The sequence below is a fragment of the Actinoallomurus spadix genome (assembly GCF_024055725.1).
Taxonomy (GTDB): Bacteria; Actinomycetota; Actinomycetes; order Streptosporangiales; family Streptosporangiaceae; genus Actinoallomurus; species Actinoallomurus spadix.
Genome location: NZ_JAMXMX010000007.1, coordinates 324,208 through 341,426 on the forward strand (window position 1 = coordinate 324,208; position 17,219 = coordinate 341,426).

The window sequence follows — 17,219 nt, forward strand, 5'->3', positions numbered from 1 at the left end:
ACGCCGGACGACCGGGCGACGCGCACGCCGGACGACCGGCGACGCGCACGCCGGAGGGAACGAGCGAGCGCGCACGCCCGGAGGACGTGCGCGCTCCGTTCATCCGGAACCGTCGAGGATGTCAGCCGGTGGTCGCCTCGACGCTCTCCGGCGACCGGTCCGCCGCGGCGCGCCGGTAGCCCCGCACCGCGAAGCAGGAGGCCGCTCCGACGAAGACGAGGGCGATCGGCAGGAGCATCGTCGGCTTCATGGCGTCGACGAAGCCGTGACCGAACACGCTCGCGGCCGTACGGGTGATCTGCTCGACGACCTGCTGGGGGAGGCCCTTCGGCAGGTGCTGGGCCGCCCCGGTCTGGCCGGCGCCCACCTCGAGGCCGCCCTTGGCGGCGTCCTTGAACCCTTGGACGAACGAGCCGCGTGCCTCGGCCGGGAGCGCGCCGGCGCGCTTCTGCGCCTCGTCCCGCAGGTTGGAGGCGAGCTGGTTCTGCAGGATGGCGCCCACGGCTGCGCTGCCCACGACCGAGCCGACCTGGCGGGTCGTGTTGTTGACGCCTGAGGCCGCGCCGGCCATGCGGGGGTCGACGCCGCGCATCGCCTCGGTGGCCATCGGCGCGAAGACGCCGCCGATGCCGATGCCGGAGATGATCAGTCCGGGCAGGAAGGTCGGCCAGCTCGAGTCGACGCCGGCGATGAGCACGATCCAGCCCATGCCGACCGCGTACAGCGTGAGCCCGGCCATGAGGATGTACTTGCCGCCGATCCGGTCGGCCATCCGGCCGGCGACCGGCGCGAGGAACATCGAGATGACGGAGGACGGGGCCATGACCAGGCCCGCCTTGAGGGCGCTGAAGCCCAGCACGGACTGCAGGTAGATGGTGAGCGGCAGGAACACGCCGATCATCCCGATGGACAGGACCGCGCCGACGAAGTTCAGGACCGTGAAGTTGCGGTCCTTGAACAGGACGAAGGGCACCAGCGGGTCGCGGCTCTGCTGGCCGCGCTGCTGGATGAGGAAGACGGCGAAGATGACGGCCGCCGCCGCGAACAGCGCCCAGATCACGCCGTTCCAGTGGTACCGCTGGCCCTCGGTCAGGGCGAAGACGAGGCAGAACAGCGCGACCGTGGCGATCAGCACGCCGACGAGGTCCAGACGGTGGGTGCGCTCGATCCGGACGCCGGGGATGACGGCGAACGCCAGCACGAGGACGAGCACGCCGATGGGCAGGTTGACGAAGAAGATCCATCGCCAGTCGAGGGCGGTGACCAGGAGGCCGCCGAGCGTGGGCCCGGCGATCGTCGCGACGCCCGCCACGGCGCCCCAGATGCCGAGTGCGGCGCCCCGGCGTTCGGCCGGGAAGGTGGCGATGATGATCGCCATCGTCTGCGGCATCAGCAGGGCGGAACCCAGGCCCTGCACCGCGCGGGCGGCGATCAGCTCGGCGGGGTTCTGGGAGATTCCGCAGGCCAGGCTGGCAAGGGTGAAGACGGCCACCCCCGCGATGAACAGGTTCCGCTGGCCGCGCAGGTCGCCCAGGCGGCCGGCGGTGATCAGCAGGACCGCGAGGACGAGGACGTAGGCGTTGACCACCCAGAGGACCTCGTCCAGTGATGCGTGCAGTTTGTCGATCATGCTGGGCATCGCGATGTTCACGATCGTCAGGTCCAGCAGTGTCATGAAGAACCCGAGACTGAGCGTCAACAGGATCGCCCAGGGGTTGCCGTGCCACTTTTTCATGCGTTCTCGTTCTCCCCGTCGGGGCGGCCGGGAGGCCGCCAGGTCAGCCGGCCGCTCTTGATGTCCTCGCTGATGGCCCGTACGAACTCGAGCTCGGAGCGCAGCTGGGCGTTGCAGTACTCGACCTCGATGAGCTGGATCCGGTGCAGCCCCTGCTTGATCAGGCCGTCCACGACGGTGCCGTGGGCGGCCAGGTCGGCCTCCAGGGCGACCGCGCGGCGGTCGAGCAGGAGGGCGGCGTCGTCCGGTGGCAGCATCGTCAGGAGGGAGACCGCCATGGCGAACACCGGGTACTCCCGCGCGGGATGGCGCACGAACTCGCGGAGCCGGGAATTCGCCTCGTCGCGTCCTTGTTCGGTGATCGCGTAGACCGTGCGCTCGGGGCGCCGTCCCTCCCGGGTCGTCTCCACGGGCTCGATCAGTCCTTGGCCGGCGAGCCGCTCGACCGTGTGGTACAGCGATCCGTGCGCCACCTTGACCACCCGGTCGATGGCGTGGTCCCGGATGCGCTGCTGCATCTCGTACGGGTGCATGGGCTCCTCGTGGAGCAGTCTCAGCACCGCCAGCCCGAGAGGCGTGAGCGGTCGTGACATGGCCGTCTTTCTCGTCCGTACCGAATAATCCACTTGGACTATAAGGTTCTGGTCCGAGCGTCTGCAAACGTATTTACGTAGATAACTGGTGATATGTGCGGAGGCCCGGGGCCCTCAGGGCCCCGGACCTCCGCAGACGGTGAAAGACGGCGCTCACATCTCGGTGAGCACGGCCTCCAACTGGTCGAGCGCCCAGTCCAGGTCCTGCTGGCTCACGACCAGCGGCGGCGCGAGCCGCAGCGTCGTCTCGTGGGTCTCCTTCGCCAGCACCCCGCGCTCCATCAGCCGCTCGCTGACCGGGCGCGCCTTGCCGTTCAGCTCCACGCCGGCCCACAGGCCGCGGCCCCGCACCTCGCGGACCTTCTCCGGCGGCAGCGCGCCGAGCCGGGCGTGCAGGTGCGCCCCCAGCGTCCGCGACCGCTCCTGGAACTCCCCGGTCCGCAGCATCGCGATGACCTCGCGGCCCACCGCGCAGGCCAGGGGGTTACCGCCGAACGTCGAGCCGTGCTGACCGGGCTTGAACACCCCGAGGACGTCGTGGTCGGCGACGACGGCGGAGACCGGCAGGATGCCGCCGCCGAGCGCCTTGCCGAGGATGTAGACGTCCGGGACGACGTTCTCGTGCTCGACCGCGAACGTCGTGCCGGTACGCCCCAGGCCCGACTGGATCTCGTCGGCGATCATCAGGGCGCCGCGGGCGGTGCAGATCTCGCGCACCGCCGTCAGGAAGCCGCTCGGCGGGACGTTGACGCCGGCCTCGCCCTGGATCGGCTCGATCAGCACGCCGACCGTGTTCTCGTCGACGGCGGCGCGCAGTGCCTCGGCGTCGCCGTACGGCACGGTGCGGAAGCCGGGCGTGAACGGGCCGTAGGAGTTACGGGCGTCCGGGTCGGTGGAGAAGCTGACGATCGTCGTCGTACGGCCGTGGAAGTTGCCCTCGAACGTGACGATGTTCGCCTGGTCCGCGGGGACGCCCTTGACCTCGTACCCCCACTTGCGGGCGGTCTTCAGCGCGGTCTCGACGGCCTCCGCGCCGCTGTTCATCGGCAGGACCATCTCCTTGCCGGCCAGCTCGGCCAGCTCGGCGGCGAACGGCCCGAACTGGTCGTGGTCGAACGCCCGGCTGACCAGCGTGACGCGTTCGAGCTGCCGCCGCGCGGCCTCGACCAGGCGCGGGTGGCGGTGCCCGAAGTTGACCGCGGAGTACGCCGACAGCATGTCGAGGTACCGCTTGCCCTCGACGTCCGTGACCCAGGCGCCCTCGGCCTCGGCGATCACGATCGGCAGCGGATGGTAGTTGTGCGCGCTGTGCTCCTCCGACAGCGCCCGCAGCTCCTGCGTGTTCAACGGTGCTCCTTCTCGGACCCGCGGGGTCTCCCGAGTCCTATTGTCCCTGCTACGGGCGGAGTTCGAGGGTGCAGCACTTCGGGCCGCCCCCCGCCTTGCGCAGCTCCGTCATCTCGATCGGGAGGACGTGGTAGCCACGCTCGGTGAGCCGTGCGATCAGTGTCACGGCGTCATCCGGAACGATCACGTGCCGGCCGTCGCTGACCGCGTTGAGCCCGAACGCCAGGGCGTCCTCCTCGGTCGCCTCGATCAGCTCGGGGAACAGCGTCTTCAGCTTGATCAGGCCGTCCTCGTCGAAGGCGCCCGGATAGTACGCCGCCGTGAACGGGTCGATCACGCACAGCGCGGTGTCGAGGTGGTAGAAGCGCGGGTCGACCAGCCGCACGCTGACGACCGGCAGCCCGAACGCGTCGTGCAGTTCGTTGTGCGCGGCCGGGTCCGTACGGAAGCCGTGGCCCGCGACGATCGCGCGGTAGGCGAAGGCGTAGTCGCCCTCGCCCTCGTTGACGTGCTCGGCCGTGCGGACGCGCCGGTAGCCGTGCTCCTCGAACCACATCCGGTGCGCGTCGGCCTCGGCCGTGCGCTCGGGGTGGCGGAACTTCGCGCCCAGCACCATGCCGCCGACGACGGTCGCGCCGTTCGCGGCGAAGACCATGTCCGGCAGGCCCGGGACGGGCGGCAGCACGTGCACGGTGTGCCCGAGTGAGACGTAGGTCGCCCGGAGGCGTTCCCACTCGTGGCGGGCCCGGTCACGGTCGACCGGGGCGGTCGGGTCCATCCACGCGTTGATCGCGTAGTGGACATCGAAGTAGGTCGGCGGGCACATCAGGTAGGTCCGTGCCGGCTGCCCCGCTGAGATGCCCGCGCCATCGCGGGCAAGGGTCTGCATCGTCATCGATGTCGTACTCCTGGCAATGCGGGCCCGAGGTCGCGCCCAGTGGGTTGGTGAGGCACCACCCGCAGCGTAAGGTCGGTGTGTCCGCAACACCAATAACGGAGATGCGCTTCGGAGGGTCCCATCATTGCGTCTTGATGACATCGACCGGCGGATCGTTGCGTGCCTGCTGGAGAACGCCCGCGCGTCGTTCGCGCAGATCGGCGACGAGGTCGGGCTTTCGGCGCCCGCGGTCAAGCGCCGGGTCGACCGGCTCCGGCACGACGGTGTGATCACTGGGTATGCCGCGGTCGTCGACCCTTCGGCACTCGGCTGGACGACGGAGGCGTTCGTGGAGCTGTTCTGCGCCGGCCGTACGTCCCCGGACGAGATCTCCGCCAGCATCCGCCGGCATCCCGAGGTGGTGGCGGCCTACACGATCACCGGCGAGGCGAACGCGCTGGTCCACCTGCGCGCCCACGACATCCAGGCCCTCGAACAGGCCCTGGAACGCCTGCGGGGCGAACCGAACATCGTGCAGACCAAGACCTCCATCGTCCTGTCCCGGTTGCTCGGCCGTCCGACCGGGGGCCCTGACGCCTGATCCGCCTCTGGTTACCATTCGGTAGGTGAACGTCACGACGGCTGATCTGTTCGATGAGTACGGCTACGAGCTGGCGAGCTGTGAGACGCAGTTCCGCTCGTACGGAGCACGCGCGCGGTTCGCGGGGCCGGTGGCGACCGTCCGCTGCCACGAGGACAACGCGCTGGTCAAGAAGGTGCTCGCCACGCCGGGAGAGGGCCGCGTGCTCGTCGTCGACGGCGGCGGCTCGCTGCGCACCGCGCTCATGGGCGACCTGATCGCCGGATCGGCGGTCGCGAACGGCTGGACCGGGGTCGTGATCAACGGCGCCGTCCGCGACGTCGCGGCGCTGCGCGACCTCGACCTGGGCATTCGGGCGCTGGGCTCGAATCCGCGTAAGAGCGCGAAGGAGGGCGTCGGCGAGGTGGACGTGCCGGTGGCGTTCGGCGGCGCCGGGTTCCGGCCGGGATCGTGGGTGTACGCCGACGAGGACGGCATCGTCGTCGCGGACCGCCGCCTGGCATGACCCGCGCCTGACGGCCGCCGCCCGGTGGGTTCCCTCCCGAGGACCCCACCGCCTGGCCGGACGCCCTCCCGAGGCCGGCGGCGGCCAGGTCAGGGCAGCCGCGCGAGCTGCTTCGTCAGCAGGGCCGTGGCCTTCCGGGAGACCTTGTCGGCGGACGCCTTCGGTGCCACGCGCTCCCAGTACATCGAGACGAGGACGACGTTGCCGCGGCTGACGTAGTCGTAGATGCGATAGAAGACGTTGATCACGCTGCTCGACGGGGAGATGGTCGTCTTCTCGGTCCCGCGGACGTGCGCCCACCCCGGTGTCGTCTCATCCGAGGTCTGCCAGGTGTCGTCGTGGGTGAGGGCGATTGCTCCACCGGGGAGGGTCTTCTGCGGGACGTGCTTCCGGCCGGGGCACGCCCTGACCTTCGCCTGGATCGTCGCGAACATGGCGGACGCGGCGGCCGCGTCGGGATAGGTCAGCGAGATCTGGCCGAAGTTGGCGCCGGAGTACCTGCTCGCGCGGAACTGGCGTACGACCACGTCGGGCCGGCCCGACGGCTTGATCGCCGACAGGGAGCACGACGGGACGGCGCGCCGTTGCAGCGCCGGGGTGCTCGGCGGCACCGACGCGACGTGCGGGTCGATGTCCCCGGCCGACAGGAGGGCGGTCTTGACGCGGCCCGGCGCGTAACTCGGCGGCGGCGCCGGGCTCGCCGACGTCCTTCGCGCGGTGGGTGACGCGGATCCGGCGGTCTTGTGGCCGTCACCACCGCCGCACCCGGCGAGGACGACGCCGACGGCCACCAGAGCCGGGACCAACGCGCGGGTCCGGTACACCGATCGCTCCTCTTCGTGGCGCGGGATCAGCCGGGCCGGGACTCGGTCTGCACCTCGCCGACGGCGAGGAGGAGGTCGCCGGGTGGGCCGGTCATCTGCCCGAACACGCCGCCGGCCGTGTCGCACTCGGGGCCGTCACAGGCCCAGGTGACGTTGTAGGCGATGGTTGCGGTGATCGTGTACTTGCCGCCCGGCCGGCTCGCCGAGGACCTGTCGTACACGTGGGCGCAGTCCGTGTCGCCGGGCGTGCCCGCCGTCGCCGCGTCGCACGTCATGGTCCGCCCGTCGCCGGTGTTCCAGGTCACGACCGGCTGGGACGCGGTGACGACCACGTGCTGGCCCGGCACCGCGGCCTCCGCCGTCTTGTTCGCCACGTCGTCCACCCACAGGCCGGTCTTGATCCGGACGTACGACCGCCCGCTCGGCGCCGTGCCGATCCGCGGCACGGGGAGCTCCAGGTTGTCCCGCGCGTCGTAGGCGACGTCGATGGTGGGGACGTGCGGGGCGGGCGCGGGCGCGCCGCCGCCGGGCTGGCAGACCACCTGGTCGTTCACGGTCGGGCAGCCCAGGCCCGGACCGCCGCCGTCACCGCCGCCGTCGCCTCCGCCGCCCCCGTCCCCGGAGTCGCCGCCCCCGCCGGGGAGGGTGATGTGGGTGTGCGCGCAGGCGTTCGGCAGGCACAGCGGAGCGGCGGAGGCCGCCGTGCCGGACGCCAGTCCGGCGGCGGTGGCGGGAAGGAGGGCCAGCAGGACGGCGATGGAGGATCGTCTGGTCAGCATTTCCTGCCCTCCGTCGCATCGGAGATCTTGTAGGTGCCGTCGGTGTAGCGCATGACCGCCTGGTAGAGGTGGCTGCCGTCGCGCCAGGCGGCGAGCCGTCTCCCCGTCCTGGCGGAGAAGCGGTACGAGCCGAGGGTTCGCACGCAGTCGAGGATCACGACGGTCGAAGCGTCTTTGGAACTGCCCTGAACGCGCGGATTCAGGACATTGTGAAATCGCCAGAACACGCCCTGCCGCTTGATCTTCCCGATGTCTCTCTCGATGATCGACAGGAGCGGGTCCATGGCCACCGAGTCGAGGCGGCCGGCGTCATTGCTCTCGTACGCCTGCTCGTACATCCGCTGGTACTCGCGGTAGGCGGCGAGGGCCGACCGCGGAGTGCGGGGAAGCGGGCCGCCGCCGCCCGTCGGATCGCTCGCGGCGCCCGCCGAGGCGTCCGATCGCGGTGCCGTGCCGGGGGATGAGGATGACGACGCCATGGGGGAATCGTCCCCTTGTGCCCGCCCGCTGGGATGGAAGCCGCCGGCGTCACGGCCGCCACAGGCCGTGAGCAGGCCCGCCAGGACCAGCGGACCGACGCACATGCGGAATCGCATCGTCAATTCCCGGGCATCGGGGCAAATTACCTCATGAGCTTACTGAGACGGTAGAGGCAAGAAAAGAGGTTCCCAAGAAAGGGCCGATCGGTCGCGGCCTTATCCCGGTTTAGAGACGACCGACCAGCCGGACCAGGTCGAGGCCCAGAATCATGTCCAGCTCGACCGCCGTCTCGAACTTGGCGCCGGGCGGGACGGAGTCGTCCTCCGCCAGCCGGGACAGGCAGGACAGCGCCGCGGGCGTGTCCAGGTCGGCGTCCAGGTACGCGACGGCCTCCTCGACGTACGCGCGCTCGGGAGGCCGTCCCGGCGACTCGGCCCAGCCGGCGACGCGGCGGCGCAGCGCGGTGAGCGAGGAGTCCGCCGCGGCCAGGTCCGTACGCGTGTGGGGCAGGTCCGCCCGGTAGTGGGTCTCCAGCAGTGCCAGGCGCGCGGCGAGCGGATCGAGGCCGTCCCAGGGCACCGGGACCCAGCGGCCGACCGTCGGGCCCACGTGCACGTCGGCGGGACCGGAGGTCAACTCGGCCGGGCGCACGCCCAGGTCCGACGCTCCCGGCACGGTGTTCCAGATCCCCAGCGCGCGCAGCCGGTGACGCGAGGCGAGCCGGCGGATCAGGTCGCCGACCACCTGGGCGCGCAGGTCGTCGGTACTGGCGACCCGGACGACCCCGGGGCGAGCCGGGACGATCTCCGTGAGACGCCCTGTTCCGGGATCGTACAGGCGCAACATGCGGACGACCCTACCCACAAGCCGGACGTACCCACCGCGCGGAACGGGCCCGCGTCCGGAACACTCAGGCCTGCGGCGCCGACTGCGGGTGCGGAGCCGGGGGAGCCTGGGACGCCGACGGCGGCTGCGGAGCCTGGGAGGGGTGCGACCCGGGCGCGCTGTGCGGCGCCGCGGGAGCCTGCGGGGCCTGCGGCTGGACGAGTTCGTCGCCGCCGGGCCTGCGTACGGCGGCGAACCTGAGCCGTACGTAGTCGGCCATCCATCCGGACTCACGGCGGAGGGCGGGCGCGGCCAGTTGGTTCACCCGGTCGAGGAGCGGACCGGCGAGCTCCGGGGGGACCTCGGCGATCAGCTCCGGCGCGAACAGCCGGACCCAGTCGGCGGCGCCGTCGGGGCACTCGGCGAGACGCGTCGGCCGGTCGAAGTACTCCATGAGCCGTACGACGAAGCCGCCCTCCTCCAGCCGGGTCGCGTACTCGGCGGGGGTGGGGAAGTACCAGGGCAGTTCGGGTTCGGGCAGGCCGAAGACGCGCCAGGCCGTCTGCACGGCGGCGATCAGCTCTGCGCAGTTGCCCGCGCCGCCCATCTCCGCCACGAAGCGGCCGCCCGGACGCAGCGCGGCGTGCACGCGCGAGATGACCGCGGAGGGGTCACGGGCCATCCAGTGCAACGCCGAGTTGGAGAAGACGGCGTCGTAGGGCTCGCTGATCGTGAAGTCGTGCGCGTCGCCGACGGCGAACGACAGGTGCGGGTGCTCCGAGCGCGCCGCGTTCACCATTTCGAGGGACTCGTCGAGCCCGATGACCTCCGCGCCGCGCGCGGCGATCTCGGCGGTCATCACGCCCGTTCCGCAGCCCAGGTCGATGACGCGCTCGTCGGGTTGAGGGTCGAGCAGGTCGAGCAGCGGCGCCCCGTGCGCGGAGACGTACCCGAACGCGGTGTCGTACGTCGCCACGGCCCATTGCATGTGCGCAACATATAGGACATAGCCGCCAACTGCCCCAACGTCTCGCATCCTGGATCGTCACGGGTGATACGCGTCACGATCCGTCAGAGACGGTGTCGGCCCGCGGGGCGGTTATCCACAGAACGGGAGGCGGGCCTTACGGCGGTGGAGCGTGCCGCGCGAGGCTTCCCGGGAGACCGAATCCCGGAGGCATTCCGATGATCGACCTGACCGTTCCCGCGTCCGTCGCCGCCCCGTTCGTGGTGGCCACCGCCCGCCCCCTCGACGCCCCGGTGGAGGCGGCGCGCGGCCGGGTGCGCCTTCCGTTAGCGGCCGAGCTGCTCGGCTCGCCCTTGCTGCGCGTCCGCGGCCGGTCCGTCGCCGAGTCCGGATACGCCGATCTCATCCGCGGGGCCGCCCGGACGCGGCCGGAGGAGGCGCATCTCCTGGACGAGGCGCGGCACCACATCATGATCACAGGCCATGCCCCGCCGGTCTCCCAGCCAGGGCACGCGCAGGCGGCCCGTGAGATCGCCCGTGCGATGGCCGCGGCCTGTGACGGGGTCGTGTACGACGCGTGGTCGCACCAGGTGCTGCCGCACGCCTTCCGGCTGGGCGCCGAGCACCCGGAGTTCTGCCTGGCGGACGACTGGCTCGCGACCTTCGTCACCGGCGAGGAGGACGGCGAGCTGCACCTGGTGACCGCCGGGCTGCACCGCTTCGGGTTCCCGGAGCTGGAGGCCGCCGCCGTCCCGGGCGGCAACCTGTTCGCGGCGGTCACGCTGCTGCGCTGCCTGGCCGTCGCTCTCCTCGACGAGCACTGGGCCTGGCTGGCCTGCAACCCCGGCGCGCCACTCCGCCGCGTCCCGGCCGAGACGCGGGTGGACGGCGCCGACGTGTGGCGCTACTGGGCGGCCGAGCCGACCGGCACCGCCGGCGCGCCCGTGCGCGTGCGCCTGAGCCCCGCCCCGTCCGAGGGCGCCGACGCCCTGCCCTACCTCGTCGCGGGGCCGCCCGCCGACTTCGACGCCCCCGCCGCCCTGTGGTGGAACGACGTCGTCGACCTGGCCATGCCCTACGTCCCCGAGGCGCCGCGCCGCGCGGCCGCCTGAGCCGGCGCGCCCTACCCTTCCCCGAGCGTCAAGGAGCGGTCATGTCCCCGTTCGTGCTGTCCGTCCCCGAGGTCGTCACGTCGCACTATGTGATCGCGACCAGCGAGCCGCCGGCCGACCCCTACGCGGTCGTGCCGTGGCGCGTGCCCGAGCCGTTCCGGAAATCCGCCATCGAGGCGCTCAAGACGCCGCGGCTCGGCCTCTTCACCGTCGACGCCGACGAGGCGACCTGGCGCCTCGACGACGTCCTGGCCTGCGACGAGGACCGGCGGCGCATCCGCGAGTCCTCCCATCAGATCCTGCTCGTGCACCAGGCGCTGACCGTCGAGCAGCCGCACCGCGAGCAGGTCGCGCGCGCCGTGGCCCGTGCCCTGGCCGACGCGACGAACGGCGTGCTCATCGACCCGCAGGCCCGGCAGGTCCTGCTGCGCGACGGGCTGGCGCGCGCCGAGCGGGGCTGGTTCCGCATGGGCGACCAGTGGTTCGGCACCCGCTACGAGGTCGACGAGGCGGCCCGCCGCCCCGGTCCGGCCGGGGCGGCCGGCGCCGCCGGGTGCGCGTGCCTGCGCATCACACTGCTCGGGCTGCGGCGGTTCGGCCTGCCGAACCTCTCGATCGACGGGGTCGCCTGCGCGCAGGACCTGCCCCCCCTCAACCTTCTGCGCGCAGTGGCGTCCCGGCTGCTCACCGACCAGTGGCGATGGTGCCGGGAGCACCCGGCCCGGCCCACCCGCAGCGTCGACGACCATCCGCGGATCGAGCCGGACGACTTCTGGGCCTTCTGGGGCGCCACCCCGTTCCTGGACGGCGGCCCGGTCGTCACCCGGCTGACGGCCACCTCCACCGGGACCCTGGAGGTGGCGCCGCCCGACGGCTACGCCGGCACGGTGGCCGACTGGAGCCGGGAGGTGCTGGCCCCCGCCCTGCCGCCGCTCGTCGGCTGCCCCGCCGACGAGGACACGGCGCACGCGCGGTCCGCCGGGGGCGGGGCGTGACCCGCCTCTAGAATCCCGTTCTGTATCCGTCTGTAACCGTCCGCGGGCGCGAGGAGCAGCAGTGACGTACACCGAGATCGACTACACCGTCGCCGACGGGATCGCGACCATCACGCTCGACCGCCCCGACCGGCTCAACGCCTTCACCCTCGTGATGCGCGGCGAGCTGATCGACGCCTTCGACCGCGCCGACGCGGACGACGACGTCCGGGTGGTCGTCGTCACCGGCCGGGGGCGGGCCTTCTGCGCCGGAGCCGACCTGGAGCGCGGCGGCTCGACGTTCGACTACAAGGCCGCGCGGGACATGTTCGGCGGCGAGGACACCTTCGAGGACGGCGCGCCGCGCGACGGCGGTGGCACCGTCGCCCTCCGGATCGCCCGCTCCCTCAAACCGGTGATCGGGGCGATCAACGGGCCGGCGGTCGGCGTCGGCGTCACGATGACCCTGCCGATGGACATCCGGCTCGCGGCGGAGGGCGCGCGGTTCGGCTTCGTCTTCACCCGGCGCGGCATCGTCACGGAGGCGGCGTCCAGCTGGTTCCTGCCCCGCATCGTCGGCATCGCCCAGGCCATGGAGTGGGCCGCCACGGGCCGGGTTTTCGACGCCCAGGAGGCGCTGCGCGGCCGCCTGGTGTCCTACGTCCACCCTGCCGGCGAGCTCCTCGACGCGGCGTACGCACTGGCCGGGGAGATCGCGGCGAACACCTCGGCGGTGGCCGTCGCGGCCGTGCGGCGGCTGATGTGGTCCGGGCTGGGCGCCTCGTCACCCTGGGACGCGCACCGGGCCGACTCGCGCCTGATGTACACCCTGGGGTCGGCCCCGGACGCGGCCGAGGGCGTGACGTCGTTCCTGGAGAAGCGCCCGGCCGAGTTCCCGATGCGGGTCAGCCGGGACCTGCCCGCGGAGGTCCCCGACTGGCCGCTGCCCTGACCCGAGGGCTGGGCGGGTGCGGGCCGCACGGAGGGCTGGGGGGTGCGGGCCGCACGGAGGGACACCTCGCCGGGGCCGCGCCGGTCGTCAGGAGCGGGGCGCGCGGCGCGGCGGCGGGGGCGGGACCACCTTGCCCGCCACCAGGTCCGCCTCGGGCACCTCGACGTCGGTGCCGTCGCGGCGGCGCACGGTGAGCAGGCCGTCCGCCCACCCGCGCAGCTCGCCGACCACGTCGCTGTACGCTCCGCTGGGAAGACGGCGTCGCAGCGAGACGCGACGTCCGATATCGGACGGAGCTATCGAAACGACATACCGGGCGGAGAATCGCGGGCCGATGTGACGCCCCCCATGGTGAAAGCGTTGGCTGACAGCGGCAATACTAGGCAATGACACCGCTGCGAGCGTGGCGATGGCCACAGACGTTGAGGAGTAGCACGTGACCTACGTCATCGCGCAGCCTTGCGTGGACGTGCTCGACAAGGCATGCATCGAGGAGTGCCCCGTCGACTGCATCTACGAGGGCAAGCGCATGCTCTACATTCACCCGGACGAGTGCGTCGACTGCGGCGCCTGCGAGCCGGTGTGCCCGGTCGAGGCGATCTTCTACGAAGACGACACGCCGGATCAGTGGAAGGACTTCTACAAGGCCAACGTGGAGTTCTTCGACGATCTGGGCTCGCCGGGAGGTGCCTCCAAGGTCGGCAAGATCGACAAGGATCACCCGATCGTGGCGGCGCTGCCGCCGCAGGGCGAGGAGGCCTGAGCCCACGCCACCCGGTGTTCCCGGACGCGAGAGTTCAGCACAGGCCGTGGCGCGCCGTCTGCCGGTGAGCGGCAGGCGGCGCGCGGACGTTGGGGGACTGATTTGATCAAGACGCTGCCCGATTTCCCGTGGGACCTGCTCACCCCGTACAAGGAGCAGGCCCGGCAGCACGCCGGTGGCATCGTCGACCTGTCGGTCGGCACGCCCGTCGACCCGACGCCGGAGATCGTCCGGCGGGCGCTGGTCGACGCCGCCGACGCTCCCGGCTATCCCGCCACGTACGGCACCCCCGAGCTGCGCGACTCGGTGGCGGACTGGCTGACCCGCAGACTCGGCGTCGAAGCCGACCCGGCCGCGGTCCTGCCCGTGATCGGCACCAAGGAGGCCGTCGCCTGGCTGCCGACGCTGCTGGGCGCGGGACCGGGCGACACGGTGGCCTTCCCCGAGCTGGCGTACCCGACCTACGACGTCGGCGCGCGGCTGGCCGGCGCGACACCGCGGGCCGTCGACGGGCTGTTCTCCCTCGGGCCGGAGACACCGAAGATCGTCTGGATCAACTCGCCGTCCAACCCCACCGGCAAGGTGCTGCCGGCCGAGCACCTGCGCAAGGTCGTCGCGTGGGCGCGGGAGCGCGGCGCCACCGTCATCAGCGACGAGTGCTACATCGAGCTGGGCTGGGACGCCGAGCCGGTGTCGGTGCTGCGCCCGGACGTGTGCGGCGCAGACCACCGCGGTCTGATCGCGCTGCACTCGCTGTCCAAGCGCTCCAACCTCGCGGGATACCGCGCCGGGTTCCTCACCGGGGACCCCGCCCTGATCACCGCGCTGCTCGAGGTGCGCAAGCACGCCGGCATGATCGTCCCGGCGCCGGTCCAGGCCGCCATGACGGCCGCCTACCGCGACGACGCGCACGTCCAGGAGCAGCGCGAGCGGTACGCCCGCCGGCGCACCGTCCTCCGCAGGGCCCTGGAGGCGTACGGCTTCCGCATCGACCACTCCGAGGCCGGGCTCTACCTCTGGGCGAGCCGCGACGAGCCGTGCTGGGACACCGTCAAGGCGCTCGCTGAGCTCGGCATCCTCGTTGCGCCCGGCGACTTCTACGGCACGGCGGGCACCCGGCACGTCCGCGTCGCCCTCACCGCCACCGACGAGCGCATCGACGCCGCCGTCGCCCGCCTCACCGCCTGACCGGCGTACGTACACCGCGCCGCGCACCCGTGCCGCGCGGCGCGGCACCATCGGGTCCGCGCCTCAACAGCGAGTCGGCTCCGCACGCGCCTGGAGCACGGGGCTGAATCCGCGGGCCTGAATCCCGGCTCGGCTCCGCGGGCCTGAACGGCGGCCGGATCCGCCGACCTGAACCCGAGACACACGGACGTGAGCCGCGGGCCGGATTCGTCGGTCCGGCCCGCGGGGTGAGGTCAGTGGCCGGCCTCGGCAGCGGGTTCGGGGGCCGGTTCCGGTACGGCGCGCGGCTTAGGGCGCAGCACCGAGAACGCCAGGACGGCGGCGGCGATCCCGCCTGCCACGCCGACGATCGAGGTGGTCGACATGGCGTGGACGAAGGCGTCCTTGGCGGTGCGGGCCAGCGTCGCGTCGCCACGGGCCGCGGCGATGGCCAGCGCCTCGCCGATCGAGTGCCGCGCCGGCCCGGCGGCGTCGGCCGGCATCTTGACGGTGTAGGCGGCCGTGAGCACGCTGCCCAGGACCGCGACGCTCAGCGCCTGGCCGACCTGCTGGACGGTGTCGTTGACGGCGGAGCCGACACCTGCGCGCTCGGGCGGCAGGGCGGCCAGCAGCGTCCCGTACGCGGCGGGCCCCGCCGTTCCGCTGCCCGCGCCGAGGATCACGAGGGAGACGGCCAGCTTCACGTAGCCGTCGCCGGGCCCGACCGAGGCGAGCACCGCGAACCCCGCCGTGAGCAGGATGAGCCCGGCGGCCAGTGCCACCCTTGCGCCGAACCGCTTGTCCACCACCACGCCGACGCCGTTGAAGGCCATCGCGGCCGCGACCATGGGGATGAGCGCGGTGCCGGCCTTCATCGGACCGTACCCGAGGACGAACTGCAGGTACTGGGTGAGTGCCAGCAGGCAGCCGCCCGCGGAGAACGACAGCAGCACGATCGACAGGCTGGCGCCGCTGAAGTTGCGGTCGCGGAACAGGGCCAGCGGCAGCATCGGCTCCGGGCAGCGCCGCTCCCACAGCGCGAAGGCGGTGAGCGCCACCACGGCCAGGGCGAATCCGCCGAGCGTCCGCGGCGCCGACCAGCCGTCCTTGGCGGAGGCGATCACTCCCCAGACGAGGGCGGTCACCCCGGCCATGGACAGGAGCGCACCGGCCAGGTCCGGACGGCCGGCCGGCCCGCGTGACTCGGGGATGATGAGCAGGGCGGCCAGGATGCCGAGCGCGGCGACCGGCACGTTCAGCAGGAACACCGAGCCCCACCAGAAGTGCTGCAGCAGGAGGCCGCCGAGGGTCGGACCGCCGACCGCGCCGAGCATGAGCACCGAACTCCAGATGGCGATGGCCTTCTTGCGCTCCGCGTCGTCGAAGACCGTCGTCAGGATCGACAGGGTGCCGGGCATCAGGAACGCGCCGCCCACGCCCATGGCGGCGCGAGTCGCGATCAGCTGGCCGGGGCTGTCGGCGAACGACGCGGCCAGCGAGGCACTGCCGAACAGGATCAGTCCGATGATCAGTCCGCGACGGCGGCCGTGCCGGTCGGACAGGCTGCCGGCGGTCAGCAGCAGCCCGGCGAAGACCAGGATGTAGGCGTCGATGATCCACTGGATGTCGGAGTTGCTCGCGTGGAGGTCGCGGATGAGCGACGGGATGGCGACGTTGAGCACCGTGTTGTCGATGACCAGGACCAGCAGGCTCAGGCACAGCACGCCGAGGATCCACCAGCGGCGCGGATGAGAGGTCGACATGATCGTCCGTTCGTACGGTGTGCGATTTGTCGCACACCGTACCTCAAAACTCGTACGCTGTGCGAGTTGCCTCGAACGCCGTACGAGCGCCGGTAGGCTGGTGCGGTAGGTCACCCCTGGTGAAGGACGTTGCATGCCGTCGAACGCTGACCCTCTCGGGCAATCCGTCTGGACGCGGCCGCCGCGCTCGCGGGGCGCCCAGCCGACGCTGAGCCGCGCGCAGATCGTGCGAACCGCCATCGAGCTGCTCGATGAGAAGGGGCTCGACGGCCTGAGCATGCGCCGCCTCGGCGAACGGCTGGCGGCCGGGGCGACCTCCGCGTACTGGTACGTCGCGACCAAGGACGAGCTCCTCGAGCTGGTCCTGGACGAGGTCATGGGAGAGATCGAGGTCCCGGAGGTCGGCGCGACCGACTGGCGGACCGCGGCCACCGCACTCGCCCACGGTCTCCGCTCGATGATTCTGCGCCACCCGTGGGTCACCGGGTTGTTCGGCGTCCGCCCGATGATGGGTCCCAACGCGATGCGCATGAGTGATCGCACGGTGGGGGTCCTGACCGCCGCCGGCTTCTCCGGGATGGACGTCGCGTACGCCAGCTCGCTCCTGATGTCCCATGTGATCGGCTCGGCGACGATGGAGGCGGCGTGGAAGCGGTCGATCACCCCCGGTACGAGTGTGAGCGAGGCGGTCGACGAGCTGCGGCCGTACATCGACGAGGTCTCCTCCCGTTACCCGCACTACGGCGCCTGGTGGCGGGAGAACAGGGGGATGGACCCGGAGAACCTGCAGGACGAGGGGTTCGCCTTCGCGGTCGAACGCCTCCTCGACGGCCTCCAGCTCTGGCTCGACCGCCGGAACGAGGCTGGCCCGGCCTGAGCGGCAGTGGACCGAATCACATTCTGTCCGTCCCGTGGTAAGTGATAAATTACTTACCGTCGATGTGATGCGAGCCGA

The 17,219-nt window shown here is 71.9% G+C and carries 19 protein-coding genes; 8 read left to right on the plus strand and 11 right to left on the minus strand.

What is annotated here, in order from left to right; genetic code table 11:
• Window positions 1-121 precede the first annotated feature (121 nt).
• The 4 genes from NE235_RS13100 to ddaH form a co-directional block, all read right to left on the minus strand.
• On the minus strand, window positions 122-1,735 hold the full coding sequence (locus tag NE235_RS13100) for an MFS transporter (RefSeq protein WP_252802331.1): 1,614 nt from the start codon (window positions 1,733-1,735) through the stop codon (window positions 122-124).
• Window positions 1,732-2,328 carry a PadR family transcriptional regulator gene (locus NE235_RS13105; RefSeq protein WP_252802333.1) on the minus strand — a complete coding sequence of 199 codons (597 nt, stop codon included), beginning with the start codon at window positions 2,326-2,328 and terminating at the stop codon, window positions 1,732-1,734. Before NE235_RS13105 ends, NE235_RS13100 begins: the two co-directional genes overlap by 4 nt.
• A gap of 153 nt (window positions 2,329-2,481) precedes the next feature.
• Entirely contained in the window at window positions 2,482-3,675 is a 1,194-nt protein-coding gene (gene rocD, locus NE235_RS13110; RefSeq protein ID WP_252802334.1) for an ornithine--oxo-acid transaminase, read from the minus strand.
• A 49-nt stretch (window positions 3,676-3,724) separates the two neighbouring features.
• Window positions 3,725-4,570: a dimethylargininase gene (gene ddaH / locus NE235_RS13115; protein ID WP_252802336.1), complete on the minus strand. Its 846-nt coding sequence runs from the start codon at window positions 4,568-4,570 to the stop codon at window positions 3,725-3,727.
• 127 nt (window positions 4,571-4,697) lie between these two features.
• Between ddaH and NE235_RS13120 the strand changes: the two genes are divergently transcribed.
• On the plus strand, window positions 4,698-5,153 hold the full coding sequence (locus NE235_RS13120) for an Lrp/AsnC family transcriptional regulator (protein WP_252802338.1): 456 nt from the start codon (window positions 4,698-4,700) through the stop codon (window positions 5,151-5,153).
• Between the two features lie 25 nt (window positions 5,154-5,178).
• The gene (gene rraA, locus NE235_RS13125) at window positions 5,179-5,658 is read left to right on the plus strand and encodes a ribonuclease E activity regulator RraA (protein ID WP_252802340.1); all 480 of its coding nucleotides are present in this window, start codon (window positions 5,179-5,181) and stop codon (window positions 5,656-5,658) included.
• A gap of 89 nt (window positions 5,659-5,747) precedes the next feature.
• Here the strand turns inward: rraA and NE235_RS13130 are convergent, their stop codons facing one another.
• The 5 genes from NE235_RS13130 to NE235_RS13150 all read right to left on the minus strand — a co-directional run bounded on the left by NE235_RS13130 (window position 5,748) and on the right by NE235_RS13150 (window position 9,554).
• Window positions 5,748-6,482, minus strand: a complete 735-nt coding sequence (locus tag NE235_RS13130) for a hypothetical protein (RefSeq protein ID WP_252802342.1) — start codon at window positions 6,480-6,482, stop codon at window positions 5,748-5,750.
• 26 nt (window positions 6,483-6,508) lie between these two features.
• Window positions 6,509-7,261: a hypothetical protein gene (locus NE235_RS13135; RefSeq protein ID WP_252802344.1), complete on the minus strand. Its 753-nt coding sequence runs from the start codon at window positions 7,259-7,261 to the stop codon at window positions 6,509-6,511.
• A complete protein-coding gene (locus NE235_RS13140; RefSeq protein ID WP_252802345.1) occupies window positions 7,255-7,857 on the minus strand; it encodes a hypothetical protein in 603 nt (200 codons plus the stop codon). Before NE235_RS13140 ends, NE235_RS13135 begins: the two co-directional genes overlap by 7 nt.
• A 109-nt stretch (window positions 7,858-7,966) precedes the next feature.
• Window positions 7,967-8,587: a hypothetical protein gene (locus NE235_RS13145; protein WP_252802347.1), complete on the minus strand. Its 621-nt coding sequence runs from the start codon at window positions 8,585-8,587 to the stop codon at window positions 7,967-7,969.
• Between the two features lie 64 nt (window positions 8,588-8,651).
• Entirely contained in the window at window positions 8,652-9,554 is a 903-nt protein-coding gene (locus tag NE235_RS13150) for a methyltransferase domain-containing protein (protein WP_252802349.1), read from the minus strand.
• A gap of 197 nt (window positions 9,555-9,751) precedes the next feature.
• Here NE235_RS13150 and NE235_RS13155 point away from each other — a divergent pair, with 197 nt between their 5' ends.
• The 3 genes from NE235_RS13155 to NE235_RS13165 all read left to right on the plus strand — a co-directional run bounded on the left by NE235_RS13155 (window position 9,752) and on the right by NE235_RS13165 (window position 12,571).
• Window positions 9,752-10,645 (plus strand): hypothetical protein, encoded by an 894-nt coding sequence (locus NE235_RS13155; RefSeq protein WP_252802351.1) that lies wholly within the window; start codon window positions 9,752-9,754, stop codon window positions 10,643-10,645.
• 41 nt (window positions 10,646-10,686) lie between these two features.
• Window positions 10,687-11,640, plus strand: coding sequence for a hypothetical protein (locus tag NE235_RS13160; protein WP_252802353.1), 954 nt, complete (start codon window positions 10,687-10,689; stop codon window positions 11,638-11,640).
• A gap of 61 nt (window positions 11,641-11,701) precedes the next feature.
• The gene (locus NE235_RS13165; protein WP_252802355.1) at window positions 11,702-12,571 is read left to right on the plus strand and encodes an enoyl-CoA hydratase-related protein; all 870 of its coding nucleotides are present in this window, start codon (window positions 11,702-11,704) and stop codon (window positions 12,569-12,571) included.
• Window positions 12,572-12,658: 87 nt separating this feature from the next.
• On the opposite strand, the gene NE235_RS38850 is transcribed toward NE235_RS13165, so the two are convergent.
• Window positions 12,659-12,988 carry a putative acetyltransferase gene (locus NE235_RS38850; protein ID WP_425542443.1) on the minus strand — a complete coding sequence of 110 codons (330 nt, stop codon included), beginning with the start codon at window positions 12,986-12,988 and terminating at the stop codon, window positions 12,659-12,661.
• A 19-nt stretch (window positions 12,989-13,007) separates the two neighbouring features.
• Here NE235_RS38850 and fdxA point away from each other — a divergent pair, with 19 nt between their 5' ends.
• Together fdxA and dapC are read left to right on the plus strand one after the other, a co-directional pair.
• The gene (gene fdxA / locus NE235_RS13175; protein ID WP_252777550.1) at window positions 13,008-13,334 is read left to right on the plus strand and encodes a ferredoxin; all 327 of its coding nucleotides are present in this window, start codon (window positions 13,008-13,010) and stop codon (window positions 13,332-13,334) included.
• A gap of 105 nt (window positions 13,335-13,439) precedes the next feature.
• A complete protein-coding gene (gene dapC, locus NE235_RS13180) occupies window positions 13,440-14,522 on the plus strand; it encodes a succinyldiaminopimelate transaminase (protein ID WP_252802436.1) in 1,083 nt (360 codons plus the stop codon).
• A 233-nt stretch (window positions 14,523-14,755) separates the two neighbouring features.
• Here dapC and NE235_RS13185 read toward each other — a convergent pair whose 3' ends face one another.
• Window positions 14,756-16,264, minus strand: coding sequence for an MFS transporter (locus NE235_RS13185; RefSeq protein WP_252802357.1), 1,509 nt, complete (start codon window positions 16,262-16,264; stop codon window positions 14,756-14,758).
• Window positions 16,265-16,397: 133 nt separating this feature from the next.
• On the opposite strand from NE235_RS13185, the gene NE235_RS13190 reads away from it, so the two are divergent.
• A complete protein-coding gene (locus tag NE235_RS13190; RefSeq protein WP_252802359.1) occupies window positions 16,398-17,141 on the plus strand; it encodes a TetR/AcrR family transcriptional regulator in 744 nt (247 codons plus the stop codon).
• Window positions 17,142-17,219: the final 78 nt, after the last annotated feature.